Annotated in this window: 18 protein-coding genes and 1 pseudogene; 12 read left to right on the top strand and 7 right to left on the bottom strand. The window is 65.2% G+C overall.

The features are described from left to right. Positions 1-5: 5 nt before the first annotated feature. Positions 6-491, bottom strand: coding sequence for a YchJ family protein (locus VG99_RS04305; protein ID WP_044498485.1), 486 nt, complete (start codon positions 489-491; stop codon positions 6-8). 107 nt (positions 492-598) lie between these two features. On the opposite strand from VG99_RS04305, the gene dinG reads away from it, so the two are divergent. From dinG to pdxH, 3 genes are all read left to right on the top strand, one after another. Next, positions 599-2,731: an ATP-dependent DNA helicase DinG gene (dinG, locus tag VG99_RS04300; RefSeq protein WP_044498484.1), complete on the top strand. Its 2,133-nt coding sequence runs from the start codon at positions 599-601 to the stop codon at positions 2,729-2,731. A 33-nt stretch (positions 2,732-2,764) separates the two neighbouring features. Further along, positions 2,765-3,937, top strand: coding sequence for an EstA family serine hydrolase (locus VG99_RS04295; RefSeq protein WP_044498483.1), 1,173 nt, complete (start codon positions 2,765-2,767; stop codon positions 3,935-3,937). Between the two features lie 65 nt (positions 3,938-4,002). Beyond that, positions 4,003-4,656, top strand: a complete 654-nt coding sequence (pdxH, locus tag VG99_RS04290; protein WP_044498482.1) for a pyridoxamine 5'-phosphate oxidase — start codon at positions 4,003-4,005, stop codon at positions 4,654-4,656. A gap of 87 nt (positions 4,657-4,743) precedes the next feature. Here pdxH and VG99_RS04285 read toward each other — a convergent pair whose 3' ends face one another. Continuing rightward, complete coding sequence (locus tag VG99_RS04285) at positions 4,744-6,021, bottom strand: TIGR03862 family flavoprotein (RefSeq protein WP_044498481.1); 1,278 nt, start codon at positions 6,019-6,021, stop codon at positions 4,744-4,746. Between the two features lie 186 nt (positions 6,022-6,207). Here VG99_RS04285 and tesB point away from each other — a divergent pair, with 186 nt between their 5' ends. The 3 genes from tesB to VG99_RS04265 are packed head-to-tail and all read left to right on the top strand — an operon-like array spanning position 6,208 to position 9,755. Next, on the top strand, positions 6,208-7,074 hold the full coding sequence (gene tesB, locus VG99_RS04275; protein WP_044498479.1) for an acyl-CoA thioesterase II: 867 nt from the start codon (positions 6,208-6,210) through the stop codon (positions 7,072-7,074). Between the two features lies 1 nt (position 7,075). Beyond that, positions 7,076-7,675 (top strand): HAD family hydrolase, encoded by a 600-nt coding sequence (locus VG99_RS04270; protein WP_044498478.1) that lies wholly within the window; start codon positions 7,076-7,078, stop codon positions 7,673-7,675. Positions 7,676-7,718: 43 nt separating this feature from the next. Next, positions 7,719-9,755: an LTA synthase family protein gene (locus tag VG99_RS04265; RefSeq protein ID WP_044498477.1), complete on the top strand. Its 2,037-nt coding sequence runs from the start codon at positions 7,719-7,721 to the stop codon at positions 9,753-9,755. A gap of 39 nt (positions 9,756-9,794) precedes the next feature. Here VG99_RS04265 and nadC read toward each other — a convergent pair whose 3' ends face one another. Next, the gene (nadC, locus tag VG99_RS04260; protein ID WP_044498476.1) at positions 9,795-10,643 is read right to left on the bottom strand and encodes a carboxylating nicotinate-nucleotide diphosphorylase; all 849 of its coding nucleotides are present in this window, start codon (positions 10,641-10,643) and stop codon (positions 9,795-9,797) included. 126 nt (positions 10,644-10,769) lie between these two features. After that, entirely contained in the window at positions 10,770-12,137 is a 1,368-nt protein-coding gene (locus VG99_RS04255) for an alanine/glycine:cation symporter family protein (protein WP_044498475.1), read from the bottom strand. A 187-nt stretch (positions 12,138-12,324) separates the two neighbouring features. Between VG99_RS04255 and VG99_RS04250 the strand changes: the two genes are divergently transcribed. The 5 genes and pseudogenes from VG99_RS04250 to VG99_RS16420 all read left to right on the top strand — a co-directional run bounded on the left by VG99_RS04250 (position 12,325) and on the right by VG99_RS16420 (position 18,214). Beyond that, positions 12,325-14,619 (top strand): DUF1631 domain-containing protein, encoded by a 2,295-nt coding sequence (locus VG99_RS04250; RefSeq protein ID WP_044498474.1) that lies wholly within the window; start codon positions 12,325-12,327, stop codon positions 14,617-14,619. A gap of 53 nt (positions 14,620-14,672) precedes the next feature. Further along, the gene (gene ampD, locus VG99_RS04245; protein WP_044498473.1) at positions 14,673-15,251 is read left to right on the top strand and encodes a 1,6-anhydro-N-acetylmuramyl-L-alanine amidase AmpD; all 579 of its coding nucleotides are present in this window, start codon (positions 14,673-14,675) and stop codon (positions 15,249-15,251) included. Then, positions 15,248-16,072, top strand: a complete 825-nt coding sequence (gene ampE, locus VG99_RS04240; protein ID WP_052508692.1) for a regulatory signaling modulator protein AmpE — start codon at positions 15,248-15,250, stop codon at positions 16,070-16,072. The genes ampD and ampE overlap by 4 nt, the downstream gene beginning before the upstream one ends. 42 nt (positions 16,073-16,114) lie before the next feature. Next, a pseudogene (locus VG99_RS16425) lies at positions 16,115-17,356 on the top strand (HAMP domain-containing protein); the annotation flags it as partial. A gap of 144 nt (positions 17,357-17,500) precedes the next feature. Then, positions 17,501-18,214 carry a methyl-accepting chemotaxis protein gene (locus VG99_RS16420; protein WP_420848287.1) on the top strand — a complete coding sequence of 238 codons (714 nt, stop codon included), beginning with the start codon at positions 17,501-17,503 and terminating at the stop codon, positions 18,212-18,214. Here VG99_RS16420 and VG99_RS04230 read toward each other — a convergent pair whose 3' ends face one another. From VG99_RS04230 to VG99_RS04220, 3 genes are all read right to left on the bottom strand, one after another. Continuing rightward, entirely contained in the window at positions 18,215-18,781 is a 567-nt protein-coding gene (locus VG99_RS04230; protein ID WP_044498472.1) for a cob(I)yrinic acid a,c-diamide adenosyltransferase, read from the bottom strand. A gap of 80 nt (positions 18,782-18,861) precedes the next feature. Beyond that, the gene (locus VG99_RS04225; RefSeq protein WP_239419809.1) at positions 18,862-19,788 is read right to left on the bottom strand and encodes a 2-dehydropantoate 2-reductase; all 927 of its coding nucleotides are present in this window, start codon (positions 19,786-19,788) and stop codon (positions 18,862-18,864) included. Continuing rightward, positions 19,781-20,746, bottom strand: coding sequence for a GGDEF domain-containing response regulator (locus tag VG99_RS04220; RefSeq protein WP_044498471.1), 966 nt, complete (start codon positions 20,744-20,746; stop codon positions 19,781-19,783). Before VG99_RS04220 ends, VG99_RS04225 begins: the two co-directional genes overlap by 8 nt. Before the next feature lie 111 nt (positions 20,747-20,857). On the opposite strand from VG99_RS04220, the gene VG99_RS04215 reads away from it, so the two are divergent. Then, positions 20,858-21,343 carry a YajQ family cyclic di-GMP-binding protein gene (locus tag VG99_RS04215; protein WP_044498470.1) on the top strand — a complete coding sequence of 162 codons (486 nt, stop codon included), beginning with the start codon at positions 20,858-20,860 and terminating at the stop codon, positions 21,341-21,343. Positions 21,344-21,345: the final 2 nt, after the last annotated feature.

Raw genomic sequence — 21,345 nt, 5'->3', positions numbered from 1 at the left:
GCCCCTCAGTAGCGACAGCACTGCTTGAACTTGCGACCGGAACCGCAGGGGCAGGGATCATTGCGTCCGGCGGTGACGGGATGGTTGGGATCGATGAAGTACCAGCGCTCGCCCAGCTTGCAGAAGTCCGAACACTCCAGGTGGCTGTGCTCGCTGCCGTCCGGGTCGGCCCAGCGGGCGGTGAAGGTGACTTGGGCGCGGTCGCCCGTGGTCTCGCTGTCTTCCTGCTCGACCGTCAGCCCCAGCCAGTGGCTGTCCCGGCTCCACTGCGCCATCGCCTGGCGATCCAGCGTTGCCTGCTGGGCGGGCAGGGTGGTGGCTACCAGATAATCAATCAATTGCAGGGTATAGGCGCTGTAGCGCGAGCGCATCAGCCGTCCGGCGTTAGCCGCCGGCTGGCCCTGGTGCAGTGGCTGGCAGCAGTCCACATAGGGCTGGCCATCGCCGCAGGGGCAGGGCGCGCTGGGCGCAATGGTGGGCAGGGTGATCATGGTATTGTCCGCTGGTCAGAAGGTGGTCCGCTGGGCGCAACGGCAGCCGTCCCGCGCCCGCCGGCGTGCGCTAAATGGTATCATCCGCGCTCTGCTTCGGAGACCCCATGCTCAACGATGATCTCAAGGGCCAGATCCAGACGGCCTACCGCACCTTCCTCGAAAACAAGTCGCTCAAGCCGCGCTACGGCCAGCGGGTGATGATTGCCGAGGTGGCGAAACTCTTCGGCGGCGTCGAGCTGGACGAGGAGGGGCACCGTGACGGCGGGCCGGCGGTGGCGGTGGTCGAAGCGGGCACCGGTACCGGCAAGACCGTGGCCTATTGCCTGGCGGGCATCCCCATTGCCAAGCACCTGGGCAAGCCGCTGGTAATCTCCACCGCCACGGTGGCGCTGCAGGAACAGATCGTGCTTAAGGACCTGCCCGACATCCAGCGTAACGCCGGGCTGAACTTCCAGTTCGCCCTGGCCAAGGGGCGCGGGCGCTATGTGTGCCTGTCCAAGCTCGACCAGTTGCTGCAGGACAACCAGTCGCTGGCCAGCCAGCAGCAGGGCTTTGCTGAGGAAGGTTTTCGCATCGATGTGGACGAGGCGGGGCTCAAGCTCTATACCCGTATGGTTGAATCGCTGGCCACCAACAAGTGGGACGGCGAGCGCGATTCCTGGCCCGAGGCGCTGGAGGACCAGGACTGGTCACGCCTGACTACCGACCACATCCAGTGCACCAACCGGCGCTGCGGGCATTTCAACCAGTGCGTGTTCTACAAGGCCCGCGAAGGCATCCAGAAGATCGACGTCATCGTCACCAACCATGACCTGGTACTGGCGGATCTGGCGCTTGGCGGCGGCGCCATCCTGCCGGACCCGCGGGAGTGCCTGTACGTGTTCGACGAGGGCCATCACCTGCCGGATAAGGCCATCGCCCACTTTGCCCACCATACGCGCATGGCCGCCACCGCCGATTGGCTGGACCAACTGGACAAGAACCTGTCCAAATTGCTGGCGCAGCATCCGCTGCCGGGCGACTTCGGCCGCCTGCTCGAGCAGGTGCCACAGCAGGCCCGCGAACTCAAGCCGCACCAGCAGTTCATGAGCCAGGCCCTGGGCGAGGTGGCGGACTTTTCCAGCGCCGAGGACTTTACCGGGCAGGTGCGACCGCAGTACCGCTTCGAACATGGGGTAGTGCCCGAGCATATCCGCGAGATGTCGATGGAGCTCAAGGCCGGGTTCGGCCGCATTACCGACCTGCTGCAGCGCATGGTCGATACCCTCAAGGAGGCCATGGATGGAGAGGTGGTCGGGGTACACCAGACCCAGGCCGAGGAGTGGTATCCGCTGTTCGGCGCGCTGGCTGCCCGGGCCGAGGGCAACTGGACCCTGTGGACCCAGTTCAGCCTGGAGGACCCCGAGGACAAGCCGCCGACCGCGCGCTGGCTGACCCTCACCGAGCAGAACGACCTGGAGGTGCATGTCAGCCCGATCCTGGCCGCTGACACCCTGCGCCAATACCTCTGGCACACCGCTTTTGCCGCCCTGGTCACCTCGGCGACCATCACCGCGCTGGGCCGCTTCGATCGCTATAGCCACCGCGCCGGCCTGCCCAAGAGCGCCGTCTGCACCCTGGCGCCGAGCCCGTTCCGCTATGCCGAGAGCGGCGTGCTGCGAGTGCCCAACCACGGTGCCGACCCCCGCGACAACGCCGGCCACAGCGCTTCCATCATCGAACACCTGCCGGATATGCTCGAGCACGAGCCGGGTAGCCTGGTGCTGTTTTCCTCCCGCCGGCAGATGCTGGAGGTCTATGCCGGCCTGCCGGCGGCGTTCCGCGAGCGGGTGCTGGTGCAGGGCGACCTGTCCAAGCAGGAGCTGATCCGCCAGCACCGCGGGCGGGTCGACAAGGGCGAGCAGAGCGTGATCTTCGGCCTGGCCAGTTTTGCCGAGGGCGTCGACCTGCCGGGCAAGTACTGCGAGCATGTGGTGATCGCCAAGATCCCCTTCGCGGTACCCGATGATCCGGTCGAGGCGGCGTTGTCGGAATGGATCGAGCGCAATGGCGGCAACCCCTTCATGGAGATTGCCGTGCCCGATGCCTGTCTGCGCCTGGTGCAGGCCTGTGGCCGGCTGCTGCGCACCGAGCAGGATACCGGTACGGTGACCCTGCTGGACCGGCGGCTGGTGACCCAGCGCTACGGCAAGGCGATCCTCAACGCGTTACCCCCGTTTCGCCGGGAAATTGACTGATCACGTTCACAGAAAAATACCAAGAGAGCATCCATGAGCCAGGTCCAGGGTTACTACGATCCCCGTTTCGAATCCGTCCGCGAGCTGTTCGCCCAGCAGCAGGCCGACCCCCAGGCGCGGGGCTCGGCGCTCTGCGTCACCGTCGGCGGCGATACCGTGCTGGATCTCTGGCAGGGGGTGATGGACAAGGACAATAGCCGGGTCTGGGAGCAGGATACCCTGGTCAACGTGTTCTCCTGCACCAAGCCGCTGGGCGCGGTGGCGCTGCTGCAGCAGGTCGAGGCGGGGCGCATCGGGCTGGATGATCCGGTGGCGCAGGTCTGGCCCGAGTTTGCCCAGGCCGGCAAGGAGCAGATTACCCTGCGCCAGTTGCTCAGCCACCGGGCGGGCCTCTCGGCAATCAGCGCGCCGGTCGCGCCCGAGGCGCTGTTCGACTGGCAGGCAATGACCGATGCCGTCGCCGCCCAGGCGCCCTGGTGGACCCCCGGTGAGCTGCATGGCTACGCGCCGCTGACCTATGCCTGGCTGATCGGCGAACCCCTGCGGCGGCTGTCCGGACAGATGCCGGGGGACTATCTGCGCGAGCAGGTGTGCGGTCCGCTGGATATGGATTTTCATGTGGGTGTGGCCGAGGAGGACCTGGCCCGCATCGCCCATGTGTCGCGGCTGCGCAACCAGCATGGCGACGAGTACGCCCGGGCGCTGTTTACCGCCATGGGCGACCCGCAGGGGCTGGCCTGGAAAGCCTTCGGCAACCCCAGCAGCCTGCAGAACAGCACCAACAAGCCGGCCTGGCAGCAGGCGCAGATCCTGGCGGCCAACGGCACTGGCAACGCCCGCTCGCTGGCGCGCTTCTGGCAGGTCATGGCCCACGGCGGCCGCCTGGGCGGCGCCTATCTGCTCGATCCGGAGCTGGTTAACCTGATGCGCCAGGAGCACAGCGCCGGCATGGATAAAACTCTGCAGTGCCCGACCCGGTTCGGCCTCGGCGTGATGCTGGAGCAGCAGTGGCAGGGCGGTAGTTTCGGCATGGGCGACAACGCCTTCGGTCATCCCGGGGCGGGTGGCGCGCTGGGCTTTGCCGACCCGGATGCCCAAGTCGGCTTGGGTTATGTCACCAACACCATGGGGCCCTATGTGTTGACCGACCCGCGCGCCGGCGAATTGAGCCGGGCGGTGTACCGGTGCCTGCGCGAGCTGGATTGAGCTGGGTCATGGTCGTGCCATCACCCGGCTGCTAGGCTGGTGACATTACTTTCAGGAGTACGTGAATGAAGCTCAGCATTGCCGATATGCGCCGCAACTACACCCGAGACGGACTGCTGGAAAGCCAGGCGCCGGACGATCCCTTTGCCCTGTTCGGGTTATGGTTCAGCCAGGCGGTGGAGGTGGAGTCCACCGAGCCCAACGCCATGATGCTGGCCACGGTGGATGCCGAGGGGCAGCCGCATTTGCGCACCCTGTTGCTCAAGGGCTTCGATGAGCGCGGGTTCGTCTTCTATACCAACTACCAGAGCGCCAAGGGCGAGCAGCTGCAGGCCCATCCGCGGGCGGCGATGACCTTCTGGTGGCCAGACCTGGAGCGCCAGGTGCGGATCGAGGGCGCGGTGGAAGTGGTGTCGGAAGGAGAGTCCGATACCTATTACCACAGCCGGCCACTGGGCAGCCGTCTGGGCGCCTGGACCTCGCCCCAGAGTCAGGTGATCAGTGGGCGCGATGCGCTGGAAAAACGCCTGGCCGAGGTGGAAGCCCGGTTCGCAGATAGCGAACCGCCGCGGCCGCCCCATTGGGGTGGGTTCCGGGTGGTGCCGCAGATGATTGAATTCTGGCAGGGTCGGCCGAGCCGGTTGCATGACCGGCTGCGCTATCGGCGGGATGGGGATGGGGATGGGCAGGAGTGGTTGCGGGAGCGGCTGGCGCCGTAAGTATCTGGTAGCTCCGCTGTCGAGCTGGTGCTCGACAATCCCAGGGTCACGCTGTCTGGGAGGGCCGGGTTCCATCCCGGCCCAAGGTTATCCGTCGGCCTCGCTGGTCGAACTAGTGCTCGGCCTTCTCAGCCATTCGATCACCCCTTCCGCAGCCACTCGCCCGCTGGCAAAGCAGGCGGTAAGCAGATAGCCGCCGGTGGGGGCTTCCCAGTCGAGCATTTCGCCGGCGCAGAAGACGCCGGGCAGGGCGGTGAGCATCAAGCCTTCATCCAGCGCCTGGGCGGTGACGCCGCCGGCGCTGCTGATGGCCTCGTCCAGGGGGCGCGTGCCGGTCAGGCGTACCGGCAGCTGCTTTATGCCCTGGGCCAGGCGTTGGGGATCGGCAGTTTCATCCTTGGTCAAACATTCATGCAGCAGGGCGGTTTTCAGCGGGTCCAATCCGGCGCGCTTGCGCAGCACCGCGGCCAGGCTCTGGCCCTTGCGCGGTTGGGCCAGCAACTCGGACAGCTGCGCCTGGCTACGGTCGGGAGCCAGGTCCAGGTGCAGCTCGGCGTGGCCCTGGTGTTCGATCAGTCCGCGCAGCTCCGCCGACAGGGCATAAATCAAACTGCCTTCGAGCCCCGACTCGGTTACCACGCATTCGCCGCGGCGCTCCAGCTGCTGACCATCCACCGCCGTGACCCGGGCAATCACCTGTTTCAGCGGCTGGCCGGAAAAGCGTTGGCGCAGATGCTCGCTCCAATCCGCCGTAAAACCACAGTTGGCCGGGCGCAGGTCGCGAATGTCGACGCCGCGTTGGCGCAGCCAGGGCACCCAGGCGCCGTCAGAACCCAGGCGGGCCCAGCTGCCGCCGCCCAGGGCCAGCACCACGGCATCGGCCCGGACCTGCCGCAGGCCCTCTGGCGTGTCGAATATCAGCTGGTGACGCTCATCCCACCCCTGCCAGCGGTGCCGGGTATGCAGCTCCACGTCGGCCTCGCGCAGGCGCTTGAGCCAGGCGCGCAACAGCGGGGCGGCTTTCATGTCGGTGGGAAACACCCGCCCGGAGGAGCCGACGAAGGTGTCAACGCCCAGCCCATGGATCCATTCGCGCAGCGCCGGGCCACCCAGCCGGTCCAGCCACTGGCCGACCCAGGGCGCGGCCTCGCGGTAGCGGCTGACAAAGGGGGCGGTCGGTTCCGAGTGGGTGATGTTCATGCCGCCGACACCGGCCAGCAGGAACTTGCGGCCCACCGAGGGCATGGCGTCGAACACCTGGACGCCCAGGCCGGCCTGGGCCAGCCGTTCAGCCGCCATGAGTCCGGCGGGGCCGCCGCCGATGACCGCTATCATGGGTTTAGGGGAATGTGCGGAAGGGGACATGCTCGATTCCGTGCTGAAAATGCGCGGAGTTTACCGCGAAATGCCCCTTGCCACGGGGGCGTGTGCAAAAAGCTGTAACAATGGGGCGCTCAGGTTTAAAATCCTCAGCCCTTTGGTGCGTCGTCTTGTCGCGCGCTCCCCTGTAGTACCGGCCGGTGTCACCGGCTTCACGTTTGAGGAGTCCTTATGAGCCAATTGCTGGATAATCTGGTCAGCCTGCTGGCTTTGGAGAAGATCGAAGAGAACCTGTTCCGCGGCCGTAGCGAGGATCTGGGTTTTCGCCAGCTGTTTGGTGGCCAGGTGTTGGGGCAGGCCCTGTCGGCGGCGAGCCAGACCGTGGACCCGGCGCGCAACGTGCATTCGGTGCATGGTTACTTCCTGCGCCCGGGCGACGCCAGCCTGCCGATTGTCTATCACGTCGAGGCGCCCCGCGACGGCGGCAGCTTCACCACCCGCACCGTGAGCGCCATCCAGAAGGGGCGCTCCATCTTCACCCTGATGGCCTCCTTCCATGGTGACGAGCCGGGCGTGTCGCACCAGACGCCGATGCCCGATGTGCCGGGCCCTGACGGCATCAAGAGCGAGCTGCAGATTGCCCAGGAAAACGAGCATCTGCTGCCGGAGGCAGTACGCGACAGCGTACTCTGCCCCAAGCCCATCGAGATCCGCCGGGTGGGGCATTACAACCCGTTTAACCCCAAGGTCTCCGAGCCGCGGCAATACATCTGGTTCCGGGCCGACGGCCAGTTGCCCGACGATGATCATCTCCACCGCTACCTGTTCGCCTACGCCTCGGATTTCAACCTGCTGAGCACAGCGGCGCTGCCCCATGGCATCTCCACCTGGCTACCGCACATGCAGGTGGCCAGTCTGGACCATGCGGTCTGGTTCCACCGTCCGCTGCGCATGGATGACTGGCTGCTGTATGCCATGGATAGCCCCTCCGCCAGCGGCGCCCGTGGATTGTCCCGCGGCCTGGTGTACAACCGTGCCGGCGAGCTGGTGGCCTCGGTGGCCCAGGAATCGCTGATGCGCGACCGGAGCAAGGGCTGACATGCACCAGGTTCGTGGCTGGATCTTCGATCTCGACGGCACCCTGACGGTCGCCCAGCACGACTTTCCGGCAATTCGCCGGGAGCTGGGCATCCCCGCCGACGAGGATATCCTCACCCACCTCGGGCGCCTGCCGATTGCCGAGCGCCAGCGGCTGAACGACCAACTCGACGCCATCGAGCTGCGCCTGGCCGCGGAGGTCGAGCCGGCACCTGGCGCGGCAGAGCTCATCCGCGCTCTGCATGCTGACGGCCAGCGCCTGGGGATTCTCACCCGCAACCTGCACCGCGTCGCCATGGCCTCGCTGCAGCGCATCGGGGTGCTCGAATGCTTCGCGCCGGACCATATCATCGGCCGCGACGAGGCCCCACCCAAGCCGGCACCGGATGGCATTCATCAATTGCTGGCCAGCTGGCAGCTTAGCGAGGTCGAGGCGGTGATGGTGGGTGATTTCCGTTTCGACCTGGAGGCGGGCCGGGCGGCCGGCTGCCGGACCTGCCTGGTGCTCCCCGACAATGCCTGGCCGGACCTGACCGACCTGCACGTGCCCGATTGTCACGCGCTACTGGCGCGCCTGCGGGCCATGGACTACCTGGCGTGAACAGTCGCGCCCGACAACCCGGTATCTTTCAAGGAGCTTCTCTATGAGTTGGCTGCAATCCCGCCGCCTGCATTATTTCGTGGGCGGGGTAGCCATTGTGTTCGGGTTGCTGGTCGCACTGCGCGCGGTCTTCCTGTTCGGCTTTTCCTCGGTCACCGGTGGCCAAAGCCATTCCTGGCCACTGGTGCTGGAAACCCTCGGTATAGGCGTGCGTTTCGATCTGCGTCTGGCGCTGCTGCTGATGCTGCCCGCCATGCTGCTGGCCTGGCTGCCGCGCTGGAACAGCCTGCGCAGCCGCCTGCTGCGCGGCCTGGGTCGGCTGTGGCTGCTGCTGGCGCTGGCCGTGGTCCTGCTGATGTATTTCATTGATTTCGGTCATTACGCCTATCTGGGTGTGCGGCTGAACGCCTCGGCGCTGAAGTTTCTCGGCGATGTGCAAATCTCCCGGCAGATGCTGTGGGAGAGCTATCCGGTGGTGTGGATCACCCTCGGCTGGCTGGCGCTGCTGGGCTTGTCCCTGCTCGCCCTGCTGCGCCTGGAGCGGGTGACGCTGGACCGGCCCGCGAAGCGGGTCGGGCTCTGGTCGCGGGTGTGGGGCAGTGCCGCGGTAACGGTGCTGGTGTTCTTCGTGCTTATCGGCCGGACCAGCGGCGTGAACCTGGAAAACCCGGTCCCACTGCGCTGGAACGATGCCTTCTTCGCCGGCGACAGCCAGCTGGGGGCGCTGGGGCTCAACCCGGTATTGTTTTTCTACGACACCCTGAAGGTGCCGCAGGACCGCTACGATGAGGACCAGGTGCGCAAGTACTATCCCCAGGTCAGCGCCTACCTGGGCGTGGACGAGCCCGATGCCGAGCGGCTGAATTTCTCCCGGCGGGTGCCGGTGCAGCCCCATCGGCTGGAAGGCGCCGCGCCCAATGTGGTGTTCATCATGCTCGAGTCCCTGGGCACCACGGCGGTGGGCGCCTACGGTAACCCGCTGAACCCGACGCCGAATCTGGATGAGTTGGCAAAGCAGAGCTGGTTCTTCCGGCATTTCTACGTGCCGGTGACCGGCACGGCGAAGACAGTGTGGGCCAGCATCTCCGGCGTGCCGGACGTATCCCGTTCGGAGACCGCGACTCGCAACCCGCTGATTACCAAGCAGCGCAGCCTGATCAACGATCTTCCGGGGTATCACAAGCTGTATACCATCGGCGGCAACTCCGGCTGGGCCAATATGAACGCCCTGGTGCGCCAGAGTATCGACGGCGTGCAGCTGTATGAGGAAGGTTACTGGAAGTCGAAGAACGTCGATGTCTGGGGTATTTCCGACCTGGATCTGTTCAAGGAAACCGACCAGCTGCTGCGCGCGCTGCCGGATGATGAACCCTTCTTCGCCTACATCCAGACGGCGGGCAACCATCGCCCCTTCACCATCCCGGCAGAGAACGACGGCTTCGAGGTCATCGACCGGCCGCTGGCGGAGGTACAGGCCGCCGGCTCGCGCAGTGTCGAACAGTACAATGCGGCGCGGCTATTGGACTTCAATATCGGGCGTTTCATGGAGATGGCCAAGGCCAGCGGTTACTACGACAACACCATCTTCGTGATGTTTGGCGACCACAACACGCGGATCGCCAATATCGACTACATGAAACCGGCGTTCGACCAGTTGGGGCTGGAAAGCAATAACGTGCCGCTGCTGATCCACGCGCCGGGCCTGCTCGAGCCGCGGGAATTCGACGAGGCGGTGGGCCTTGCCGACCTGCTGCCGACCATCGCCGGGCTGCTGGGTATCGAATATGAGACCCGCAGCATGGGCCGTGACGTGCTGATCGCGCCGCCGGAAGGCGAGCGGGTGGTACCGCTGGTACTGCGGGAGGGGACCTTCCCGTTGATCGGAGCGGTCACCCAGGACTTCCTGCTGCAGATGAACCACGATGGCAGCGAGCCGAGCCTGCATGATTTGCACTCGGAGACCCCGCTGGACAACGTCGCCGAGCAGTTCCCCGCAGAATACCAGCGGCTGCTGCCGCTGACCCGCGGACTGCATGAAACCGCCCGCTACATGCTGTACGACAACGTCCAGCCAGATTGAGCTGGGAGTGGCCAGCGGGCTGGGCCGCTGGCCGGTTGCTTACATGGACAGGCGCATCGACAGGTCCACCGCCTTGATGTCCTTGGTCAGACTGCCGATGGAAATGTAGTCGACGCCGGTTTCGGCAACCGCGCGCAGAGTATCCTCGTTGATGCCGCCGGAGGCTTCCAGCTTGGCCTTGCCGGCGGTGATCTGCACGGCGGTGCGCATGTCCTCATTGCTCAGCTCATCGAGCATGATGATATCGGCGCCCGCGGCCAGGGCCTGGCGCAGCTCATCCAGACTTTCCACCTCCACTTCCACCGGTTTGCCGGGGCTCAGTCGGCGCGCCTGGGCGACGGCTGCGTCAATGCCGCCGCAGGCCGCGATGTGGTTTTCCTTGATCAGGAAGGCGTCATACAGCCCGATGCGATGGTTGTGGCCACCGCCGCAGGTGACCGCGTACTTCTGCGCCAGGCGCAGCCCCGGCAGCGTCTTGCGGGTGTCCAGCAGCTTTACCGCAGTGCCTTCCACCAGCTTGGTGAAGTGCTGGCTGCGGGTGGCCGTGGCGGACAGGGTCTGGATGAAGTTCAGGGCGCAGCGCTCGCCGGTCAGCAGGCCGCGGGCCGGGCCGCTGATGCGGCAGAAGGGCTGGTTCGGCACCAATTGATCGCCGTCGGCGGCCAGCCATTCGACCCGGATCTGTGCATCCACCTGGCGAAACACCTCATCGGCCCAGGCCGTCCCGCACAGCACCGCGGGCTCGCGGGAGATGATGGTGGCCTGGGCCTGGCGGTCCGCCGGAATCAGGGCCGCGGTGATGTCGCCATCGCCGACGTCCTCGGCCAGGGCGCGGCGCACCTGATCCTGTATGGAGGATTGCAGACTGTCCAGGGTGATATTCGGCATGGGAGGCTCCGCTTGGGGTCGGCTGAAAACGCCGCAGTATACCCGATCGCATCCCACCCGCAGGGTGGGAAGTGCGTCGGAGCAAAGGGAAGGGCGTTCCGGTGGGGCACCGGAACGCGGGGGCCGTCAGCCGTTGTCGCGCGTGGCGCTGGGCTGACTGAAATAGGCCTTGGTCAGTTTGAACACGACCGGGCTCAACAGCAGCAGGGCGATCAGGTTGGGGATGGCCATCATCGCGTTGAGCGTATCGGCCACCAGCCACAGGCTGCCCAGGTCGAGCATCGGCAGGGTGCCCAGCGGGACCGCGATGATCCAGACCAGACGGAACGGCAGGATCGCGCGCTCGCCGAAGAGGAACTGGGTACATTTCTCGCTGTAGAAGCTCCAGCCGAGGATGGTGGTGAAGGCGAAGGTCGCCAGGCCGATACTGACGATGTATTCGCCCCAGCCCGGCAGGCCCAGGTTGAACGCGTGAACCGACAGGGAGGCCCCGTTTTCACCGCTCTGCCAGGCGCCGGTAACCATGATCACCAGGCCGGTAATGGAGCAGATGATGATGGTGTCGATAAAGGTACCGAGCATCGCCACGGTACCCTGGCGAATCGGGTTGTTGGTCTTGGCGGTGGCATGGGCAATGGGCGCGCTGCCCAGGCCCGCTTCGTTGGAGAACACCCCGCGAGCCACACCGAAACGGATGGCGGCCCAGACCGTGGCACCGGCAAAGCCCCCGGCGGCGGAGATCGGGTTGAAGGCGTGATGGAGGATCAGGGAAAACGCCGCGGGGATCTCGGCAGCGTTGATGATCAGGATGATCAGGCCGCCCCCAACGTAGAAGATCGCCATCAGCGGCACCAGCTTGCCCGCCACCTCGCCGATACGCTTGATCCCGCCGATCAATACCAGCGCGACCAGTACGCCGATGACCAGGCCGGTCACCATCGGATTGATGTTGAAGGTACTCTGCATGGCGTCGGCCACGGAGTTGGACTGGATGGTGTTGCCAATGCCGAAGCCAGCCAGCATGCCGAAAATGGCGAACAGCACGCCGAGCCACTTCCAGTTCTTGCCCAGGCCGTTGCGGATGTAATACATCGGCCCGCCGACATAGTTACCGAAGGCGTCCTTTTCCCGATAGTGCACCGCCAGTACCGCTTCGCTGAATTTGGTCGCCATGCCGATCAGGGCGATCAACCACATCCAGAACAGCGCGCCGGGGCCACCGAAGAAGATCGCGGTGGCAACGCCAGCGATGTTGCCGGTGCCCACGGTAGCGGACAGCGCCGTCATCAGGGCGTTGAAAGGGCTGAGATCGCCCTCCGCATCGCCGGCCTTGCGGCCGCGCCAGAGCATGTTGAAGCCGTAGATCAGTTTGCGCTGGGGGATGAGTTTCAAGCCGAGTGCCAGGTAGATCCCGGTCCCTGCAAGCAGTGCCAGCATGAACGGCCCCCACACCACGCCGTTTATTGCACTGATGATGTCAATCAGATTATCCATCTGCCTCTCCATGTTTTGCCGATTGGTTGTTGTTTTCTGTGTCCTTGTATTGCAAAAGTGTGATGTTGAGCAAGGAAAAAGACTACCAAGGCTGCTGGCGCCCGGATTTTATGTATACTTGGGATGATTTTTGACGTCAGAATTTCGACAGGCTTTTTACGACGGATCGGCTCCCCGGAGATATGGCATGTCCAAGGATTACAAGGTAGTTTCCTTTGCCGCTGCTGCGGCCGGAAGGCAACGGGATGACTCTCTGCGCCCCGGCGCGCTGCCTGCTCCCCTGATGGCGGTCCGTGACCGCGCCCAGACCTTCCTGCGGGTCGGCCTCAGTGAGCTGTTCGATAATGCCGACGATACCCTGTTTGAAAAGGCCGACCGGGCCGGCAGCAACGCGGATCAGAGCCTGTTCTTTGACGCCATGCGCCTGTTGCGGCTACGCCGGCATGGCATCGAGAAAACCTGCTGTGATGATCTCGAGCGGCAATTTGCGCTGATGCTCAGCGGCCGGCCCGCCATTCCCGAGAGCCAGCAATCCTACGATGTGGACTCCCTCAGCCTGGTGCAGCCGGATGAGCTGGAGCAGACGGTGGCCCTCGACAGCATGGTCGGGCGCGTCACCGCCCGTAACCAACTGCCCCTTGCCCACCTCGCGCTGCGCCTTGGCAGCCTGCTGGGTCATCCGGTGGATCCGGCCGCGCACCCGCTGGCCCCGGCCGCGCTGGTAGAGCTGTTCTCGGCCAGCTGCGCACCACTGAACCTGGATATCAAGGTCCGCCTGATCATCTTCAAGATGTTCGAGCGGTACGTATTCAACTCGATCGACTCGCTGTATCTGGACGCCAATGGGCTGCTGAAGAACGCTGGCGTGCTCCCCGACCTCAAGCAGGACAGTCTGCCAGTGCGCCCGCGCAGTTCGGTACCGGAACGGCCGGCGGGCAGCAACGCGGCCACCGCTGAGATCGCCGATACGCAGGTGTTGTCGCTGTTTAGCGAGCTGATCGGCAACTGGCGTCACACCAGCGGCGATGTTGCCCTCAGCGCACTGGGCGCGCCCTCGGCGGCGCCGGTGCGCAGCGACGAGCTGCTCGACATGCTGAACACCTTTGCCGGGCGCCAGGCCGCGGGCCCCGACCTGACGGTCCATGACCTGCGCAGCCATATCAACCGGCAGCTGAGCGATCAGCTCCGGCAGACCGGCGAGGTACGCCGGCTCGACCGGGTGGATGATGACGTCATCAGCCTGGTCTCGATGCTGTTCGATGTGGTGCTGGACGATCCCCAATTGCCGGTGGCGCTGCGCGCCCTCATCGGCCGCATGCAGTTGCCCATCCTGCGGGTGGCGATCGCCGACAAGAGCCTGTTTCATCGTTCCTCCCACCCGGCGCGGCGCCTGCTCAATGAGCTGGCCCGGGCGACCATGGGCTGGAGCGACCATGACGACCTGCGCCAGGATCAGCTGCATAGCCTGCTGGAACGCATGGTCCAGCGCCTGCTCAACGAACAGCAGGCGGACGCCGCCTTCTTCGAGCAGATGCATGAGGAACTGGCCGGCTTTGTGCGCATCGACCAGCGCCGTGCGGAGCGTCTCGAACAACGTACCCGGGACGCGGAAGAGGGGCGGGCGCGGGTCGACGCGGCGCGCAGCCAGGCGGCGCAGGTGCTCAATACCTTGCTGCTGGGGCGCACCCTGCCGGTCTTCGTGGTGGATCTGCTGCGCACTACCTGGAGCCAGGTATTGCAGATGGTTCACCTGCGCGAAGGCGGCAACTCCGCCACCTGGCGCGAAGCGGTCGGTACCGCTGCGCGGATGGTGGAAAGTGTCGAGCCGGTCGCCGCAGACGCCCTGGTCGAGCGACCGATCCTCAATGCCAGTGTATGCCGCGCCCTGTGCGAGGGGCTGCGGCTGATCGGCGAGGAGAATCCGGAGGCATCGCCCAGTGTGACGCAGCTGCAACTGTTACAGCGGGCAGTGCTGCGCCGGGCCGAGGACCAGGCGTCGGCCATGCCGGTGTTGGCCGTGGATGCCGCGGCGATGGATCCTGACCTGCGGAAAACGCCCGCTGCCTATCAGGCCGGCGTCGAGTTACCGGGCGATGGCATCCCGGTGTTGACGGAAACCGTGCGGGTGGACGAACAGGTCCTTCCCCAGCCGGCCCAGGCAGAGCCGGAGTTGGTAGGCGATCTGCCCGATGCCGCAGCGATCAAGTGGGTAGAAGGCTTGCACGCCGGCAGCTGGTTCGAGCTGGCCGGGGTGGAAGGCCAGCCGGCCCAGCGCTGCAAACTGGCGGCCATCATCAGCTTCAGCGGCAAGTACATCTTCGTCAACCGGACCGGCATGAAGATCGCCGAGTTCACTGCCAGCGCGCTGGCCCGCCATCACGAGCGCCAGCAGATCCGTCTGCTGGCGGACGACCAACTGTTTGACCGGGCGCTGGAGTCGGTGATCGGCAACCTGCGACGCCTGCGGCACCCAAAAGATTGACGCCGGCCCCGGCGCGACCTCTATCATAGTGGTTTTGCTGCCGGGGTGGATTCATGCACAGTGACATGGCCAATGGTTGGCTGAACGGGATACGGCAGTGCCCGTCGGCCCATTTCAATAGTCGTCCCGGGGGGACCGCTATCTCGCTGCTGGTGATTCACAATATCAGCCTGCCGCCGGGCCAGTTCGGTAACGGTTGTGTCCAGCAGTTTTTCACCGGCACCCTCGATACTGATGCCCACCCGTATTTTGCCGAGATTGCCGAGTTGCGGGTATCGGCCCACTTTCTCATCGAGCGTGACGGGGCGGTGACCCAATTTGTTTCCTGTCTGGACCGCGCCTGGCATGCCGGCCAATCGTGCTTCGAGGGGCGGGAGAACTGCAATGACTTCTCCCTGGGCATCGAGCTGGAAGGCACCGACGACCAGCCCTATACCGAACAACAATATGCCAGCCTGGTGGCCTTGACCCGTCGATTGCAGCGGGCCTTTCCGTTGATCAGCCGCGGGCGTATCACCGGCCATGAACACGTCGCCCCGGGGCGCAAGACCGATCCGGGTCCTTGCTTCGACTGGGCCCGTTATCTCGATCAACTCACTGATGCCGCACCGGCGAATGGGGATGGAAGATGAATTTTCTGGTACTGCTGCTGGTGGCCGTGATCCTGGCCTGGACCCCTTGGCGCGCCGGTTATCAACAGGAGACGCTGGCGCCCTGGGTTGAATGGGCGGGGCGGCGGGGCAGCGCCTGGCTGGCCCTGGCAGTGATATTGCTATTACTGCTGCCGTTGGGCCTGCTGCTGTGGGGCGTGCAAGGCCTGCTCTACGGGCTGCTCACCCTGGTGTTGCACGTGGGACTGCTGCTGTTGTGCGTCGGCCCCCACGATCCCCTGGGTCGCCTGACCGCCGACTATCAGGCCGCCTGGGAGCGGGGCGACCGGGCGGCTGCGGCGCTGATTGCCGAACAGCAGCTGGGTGTCGCCCCCGAGGAAGCGGACACTCTGCCAACCCAGGTGCAGGACCGGCTGGTCACCGTCACCCTGCAGGACTATTTCGTGCCGGCGTTCTGGTATCTGCTCCTCGGTCCATTGGGCGCGGTGGCCTGGCGCCTGCTGCTGGTGACGGCGCAGCGCCCAACCCTGCCCGCCGCCCGGCCGGCCTCCATGCTGGCCCATGCCCTGGAATGGATACCGGCGCGGCTGCTGGGCCTGAGCCTGGCGCTGGTCGGTCATTTCGATGTGACGCTGCGTACGCTCCGCGATCTGGCAACCAGTTGGGACATTCCAGGGGGTGAACTGGCCAGCCGCTGCGCGCAGGCGGCGCTGACAGCCTTCACCGCCGGGCCGCCGGAGGCCACCCGGCAAGCCGACCTGCTCGCCGACACCCGCCAATTGATGATCCGGGCGCTGCTGACCTGGGCCGTGGTCATCGCTTTCCTCTCCATGCTGGGCTGAATGCCTTAAAGAAAGTCTCCCGCTTGCCGATAGCACCAACAGATGCCGCCTCGCCCGGGCGGCCATATTGGTGAGCCGCTGCTGGAACCCTGGTGCAGCACGGTCCGGCAGGACAAGGAGAATAATGTGAATACGTTGCTGGCACCCGCCATGGCCCTGATGAACCGACTCGGCTATGCGATGAAGTTCTGTCTGATCAGTGCCCTGTGTTTTGTTCCTTTGATCGTGGTCAGCGGCATGCTGGTCAACCAGGCCTGGGACCGAGTGCAGACCTCCCGCCATGCCCTGGATTCCATGGAACTGCTTGAGCGCGTTGCCGGCTTGCTGGTCGATGCCGAGACGCTGCGTGGCCTCGATATCATCGCCTTCCACCTGGGTACCGGCGAATACGGCCCGGCACTGGAGCAGCGCAGCAGTGAAACACTGCAACGCCTGGTGGCCGGGCTGGAGAACCTGCCGCTGGATGCGGCCGATCCCGAGGCGGCGGAACTGTTGCAGAAGCGTGACGACGTGCTGGCCGAATACCGGGCCATCGATGGTGCGTCGCTGCGCAATCGCGGGCAGATGTCGACCCAGGCTCATGTGGGCGTGGTCACCCTGCTGAACTTCAGCGTGGCCTACAGTGGCCTGGCCCACGACTATGAACGCAATGTGCGGCAGTTGGCCGACCTGCTGGTGGACCATGCGCCGCAGATCACCTCGGTGCTGGGCTTTGGCCGGGCGACCGGGGCCTATTCCATCGGCCTGGGCTATCTGAATTCCGATGCCAGCCGCGACATGGACCGCTTGCTGGAGGAGAGCCTGCGGCTGGGCGTGAACTATGCCCAGGCCCAATCCTTCCTGCAACAGCCGGAACTGGAACCACTGCGCGCCGCCGCCCAGGCCAGTATGGCGGGGCTGGAGCGGGCCCAGGCGATCTTCGAAGACGAGATCATCCTGGCGGCGACCTATGACGATACCTGGGAAAGTTACTTCCAGCGGCTCAGTACCGAAATGGGCTACACCCACACCTTCAGCCGGGAGATCCTGCAGTTTCTTGAACAGGGCCTGGCTAAGCGCCTGGATGATGGCAATCGCGCCATGCTGACCCTGGTAGCGGCCCTGGCGGTCATCCTGGCGCTGATCACCTGGTTGTACCTGGGGTTCTACATGGCGACGCGCCGCACCATCGAAACCCTGTCCGGCACCATGGCGAAAGTGGCGCAGGGCGACCTGACCGCGCGGGCGGCCATCGTCAGCCGCGACGAGCTGGGCAAGCTGGCCGGGGAGTTCAACGGCAGCATCGAACGTATCCAGGGCCTGGTGCGCCACGTCAGCCAGACCTCCGGGTTGGTGGGCGACCAGTCCCGCCAGGTCATCGACATCTCCAGCGAGAGCAGCCAGGCGGTGGAAGGGCAGCGGACCCAGATCGAGCAGGTGGCCACGGCCATGAATGAAATGGCGGCCACCTCCCAGGAGGTCGCCCGCAGCGCCGCGCTGGCGGTGACCAACGCCGAGCAGGTCAACAGCGAGACTCTGACCGGGCGGCGCATGGTCGAGACCTCGGTCGATGGCATCGAGAAGCTGGCCAGCGAGATCGAGAACTCGGTGAAGGTGATCAATAACCTCGCCGATGACAGCGCGTCGATCAGCCGCGTGCTGGATGTGATCAAGGGCGTCGCCGAGCAGACCAACCTGCTGGCCCTCAACGCGGCGATCGAGGCAGCCCGGGCCGGCGAGCAGGGGCGCGGCTTCGCGGTGGTGGCCGATGAGGTGCGCACCCTGGCGCAGCGCACCCAGCAATCCACCCAGGAAATCGAACAGATGATCGGGCGCTTGCAGGGTGGTGTCGGGGCGGCAGTCAAGGCCATGGGCGTGAGCCACAGCATGACTGGGGAGGCGGTGGATTCGGCCCTGCAGGTGCAGACGGCGCTGGACAACATCCTGCGCGCGGTGACCCAGATTGTTGACCAGAGCCAGCAGATCGCGGCGGCGGCCGAACAGCAGACCGCGGTCAGCCACGATATCGATCAGAACATTGTGCAGATCAACCAGTCCGGTGAGCGCACCGCCGACGGCGCGCGGCGTACCGAGCAGGCCAGTGCCCGCATGGGTGAACTGGTGGGCGAACTGCAGAAGATCATCAGCGCGTTCCGGGTGTAATCACCCGGCCGGCTTGGGCTTGGGTTGCCAGAGTACCTCGGGCGTGTTGTCCAGCCGGGCAATGCTGCGGGCCAGGACGAACAGCAGGTCCGACAGCCGGTTCAGGTAGGCCAGGGCCTGGGGGTTGATCGATTGCTCCGCCGCCAGGGTCTGGTAGCGGCGCTCGGCGCGGCGGCACACGCTGCGCGCCAGGTGGGCCTGGGCGATCAGCAGCGAACCGCCGGGGAGAATGAATTCCTTGAGTGGCGGCACCTGGGCGTTGAACTGGTCGATCAGGGTTTCCAGTTCGGTGACGTCATCCGCGCTGATGATCAGTGCGCCGGGGATGGCCAGTTCGCCGCCCACGTCGAACAGGCGATGCTGTACCGGCGCCAGGGCTGTGCGCACCGGCTCCACGGCCGCGCCGGTCAAGCCGGCCAGCAGCACGCCGATGCAGCTGTTCAGTTCATCCACATCCCCCATGGCCTCGATGCGCGGACTGTCCTTGGGTACCCGGCTGCCGTCAGCCAGGCCGGTGGTGCCGGCGTCGCCGGTGCGGGTATAGAGTTTGCTCAGACGGTAGCCCATGTCGATCTCCTGCCAAAAGGGAGCGCCAGCCTAGCCCGAACCTGTCAGGGGTACAAGGCGCGGCAGCGGCTGCCGGGCGGCTAGTCCTGGGGTAGCCCGAGGCGCGCCAGATGCGCCTGCAACTGGCGGTACAGCGCGTCCAGGGCCGGGGTGGCTACCCCAGCCTGGCGTGCGCTGCGGCAGGCGTGGCCGAGAATGAAGTCGATCTCGGTGCGTCGGCCGGCGTGCACATCCTGGCGCATCGAGGAGCTGTTGGCAGCGGTGGCTTGGATGACGCGGGTTATCCGCTCGCTCAGCGCGGCGAGCGTCATGCTTACCCCCTGGCTGGCCAGCAGCACCTGCAGGTCGGCCAGCAGGGCAGGGAACTGGGCGCCGGCGCGGTCTGGCACCTCACCGTTGGGGCAGTCATGCAGGGCGGTGATCGGGTTGATGGCGCAGTTGATGGCCAGCTTGACCCAGAGCACCGGTAGGATGTCCGGCGTCCACTGCCAGTCGATACCCGCCTGGGTCAGTGCCTCCAGCCACGCTGGCGCAGCGCCTGGTTGCGGGTCGCCCAGCAGCGTCTGGCCGATGCCGGCCCATACCACATGATTGGCCGCCCGTTTCCAGGCGCCATCGGTGACGCTGGCGTAGAGTACGCGCTGGTCCGGGAAGCGTTGGCTGACCGCCTGCTGGCTGCCCAGTCCGTTCTGCAGCAGGACCAGTTGGCTGTCCGGTTGCAGCCGGTGGGCCAGCGTTTCCAGTGCCTCGGCCACGGCCCAGGCCTTGGTGCTAACGATCAGGCGGCGGATCGGCGCGGCACTGCTGCTGGGGAGCTCCGCGGTGACCCGCAACGTGGTTGTATCGCCCCCCTGTTCCAGCAGCAGCGCTTCCCCGCCGGCCTGCCATTGCTGCAGGGCCTGCGGTGTGCGCAGCAACAGGCGGCAATCCAGCCCGGCACGGGCGCAGCGACCGGCCCAGAGCAGACCCAGGCTGCCGGCACCGAGGATATACAGCGGTTCAGACAACCTGGGACATCCGCACTTGGGTGATCAGGTTGGTGGCGTAGGCCTGGCCCAGATGCTGTTCGGTCTGCTCCAGCATGGTCTCGGCGCTGGCCCTCTCGTCGTTACGGTCCAGGGTGCTGACGGACAGGCCCGCCCGCACCGAGAGATACCCCTCGCTGGTCTTGAATGCCTTGAGGTTGAGGCCATCGTGCAGCCGCCGAAAGCTGCTGGGCTTGCAGTCGTCAGCGTTGTCACCGACAGTGCAAATGGCGAAGGTATTGGTGCCGATGCGGGAGATCACATCCATCGGCCGCACCAGTTGCTGCAGCCGCCGGGCGATGCCCCGCAGTACCTCTTGCTGCACGGCTTCACCGAAACGGCTGCCGACCTCGTCGAAGTTCTGGATGCCCAGCACCAGCAATGCGCAACAGCCACCCCGCGATTCCACCTGCTGCAGGGCGTCATCCAGGCGCTGTAGCAGGTAGCGCCGGTTGCCCAGCGCGGTCAGGCTGTCGACCAGGTTGTGTTCTTCCAGCTGGGCATTGTTGCTGGCCAGCAGGCGGTTTTCATCGAGCAGGCGGTTGATCAGCTGGGTGATCCGGTCCGCGGCATAGATGCGCGGCAGCAACTGTTCGTTCATCGAGGATTTGCTGATGAAGTCGTCCACGCCCCGGTCGAAGGCCTCGCCCAGCACGTTGTCGCCTTCCCGGGCGGTCAACAGCATGACGTAGGTGTAGTGATTGGTCTGTTCATCCCGCTGGCGGATGCGGGTGGTCAGTTGCAGCCCATCCATTTCCGGCATCAGCCAGTCGGCCACCATGACGCTGGCGGCGCGCTCCTCGTGCATCGCCAGGGCGGCCATGGCAGAGCTGGCGAAGCGAATATCCGCATAGCCCGCCTGGGACAAGGTGTGGCCTATGACGGCACTACTGAACTTGGTATCGTCCACCACCATAATGCTGAGTTGGGGGTTGGGCATGTCTGAGCTCCCTGCTACATGTTTTTTAACTGACGCCGGTATAATGCCACGATGTCAGGGCAATGTTCTGCCACCCTGTTCACAAATATCAGCTTTATTTGAGGTCAAGCCATGCCGTCTTTTGATGTGGTGTCCGAACTGGACAAGCACGAGGTAACCAACGCTGTCGACAACGCCATGAAGGAACTCGATCGCCGCTACGATCTGAAGGGTAAGGGCAGTTTCGAATTCAAGGAAAAGGAACTGACCGTCACCCTCACCGCGGATGCCGAATTCCAGCTGGAGCAGTTGCTGGACATCCTGCGGTTGAGCCTGACCAAGCGCAAGATCGACATCCAGTGCATGGAAGTGAAGGACGCCTACGCCTCGGGTAAACAGATGAAGCAGGATGCGGTGTTGCGCGAAGGCATCGACCAGGCGCTGGCGAAAAAGATAGTCGCCAAGATCAAGGAGTCCAAGATCAAGGTCCAGGCCGCCATCCAGGGCGACCAGGTGCGGGTGACCGGCAAGAAGCGTGATGACCTGCAGGAGGCCATGGCGCTGCTGCGCTCGGCGGAGCTGGACATGCCCTTGCAATTCAACAATTTCCGCGACTGAAT

The sequence above is a fragment of the Pseudomonas saudimassiliensis genome (assembly GCF_000939975.1).
GTDB lineage: Bacteria > Pseudomonadota > Gammaproteobacteria > Pseudomonadales > Pseudomonadaceae > Halopseudomonas > Halopseudomonas saudimassiliensis.
This window is presented reverse-complemented; position numbering and strand designations above follow the sequence as displayed.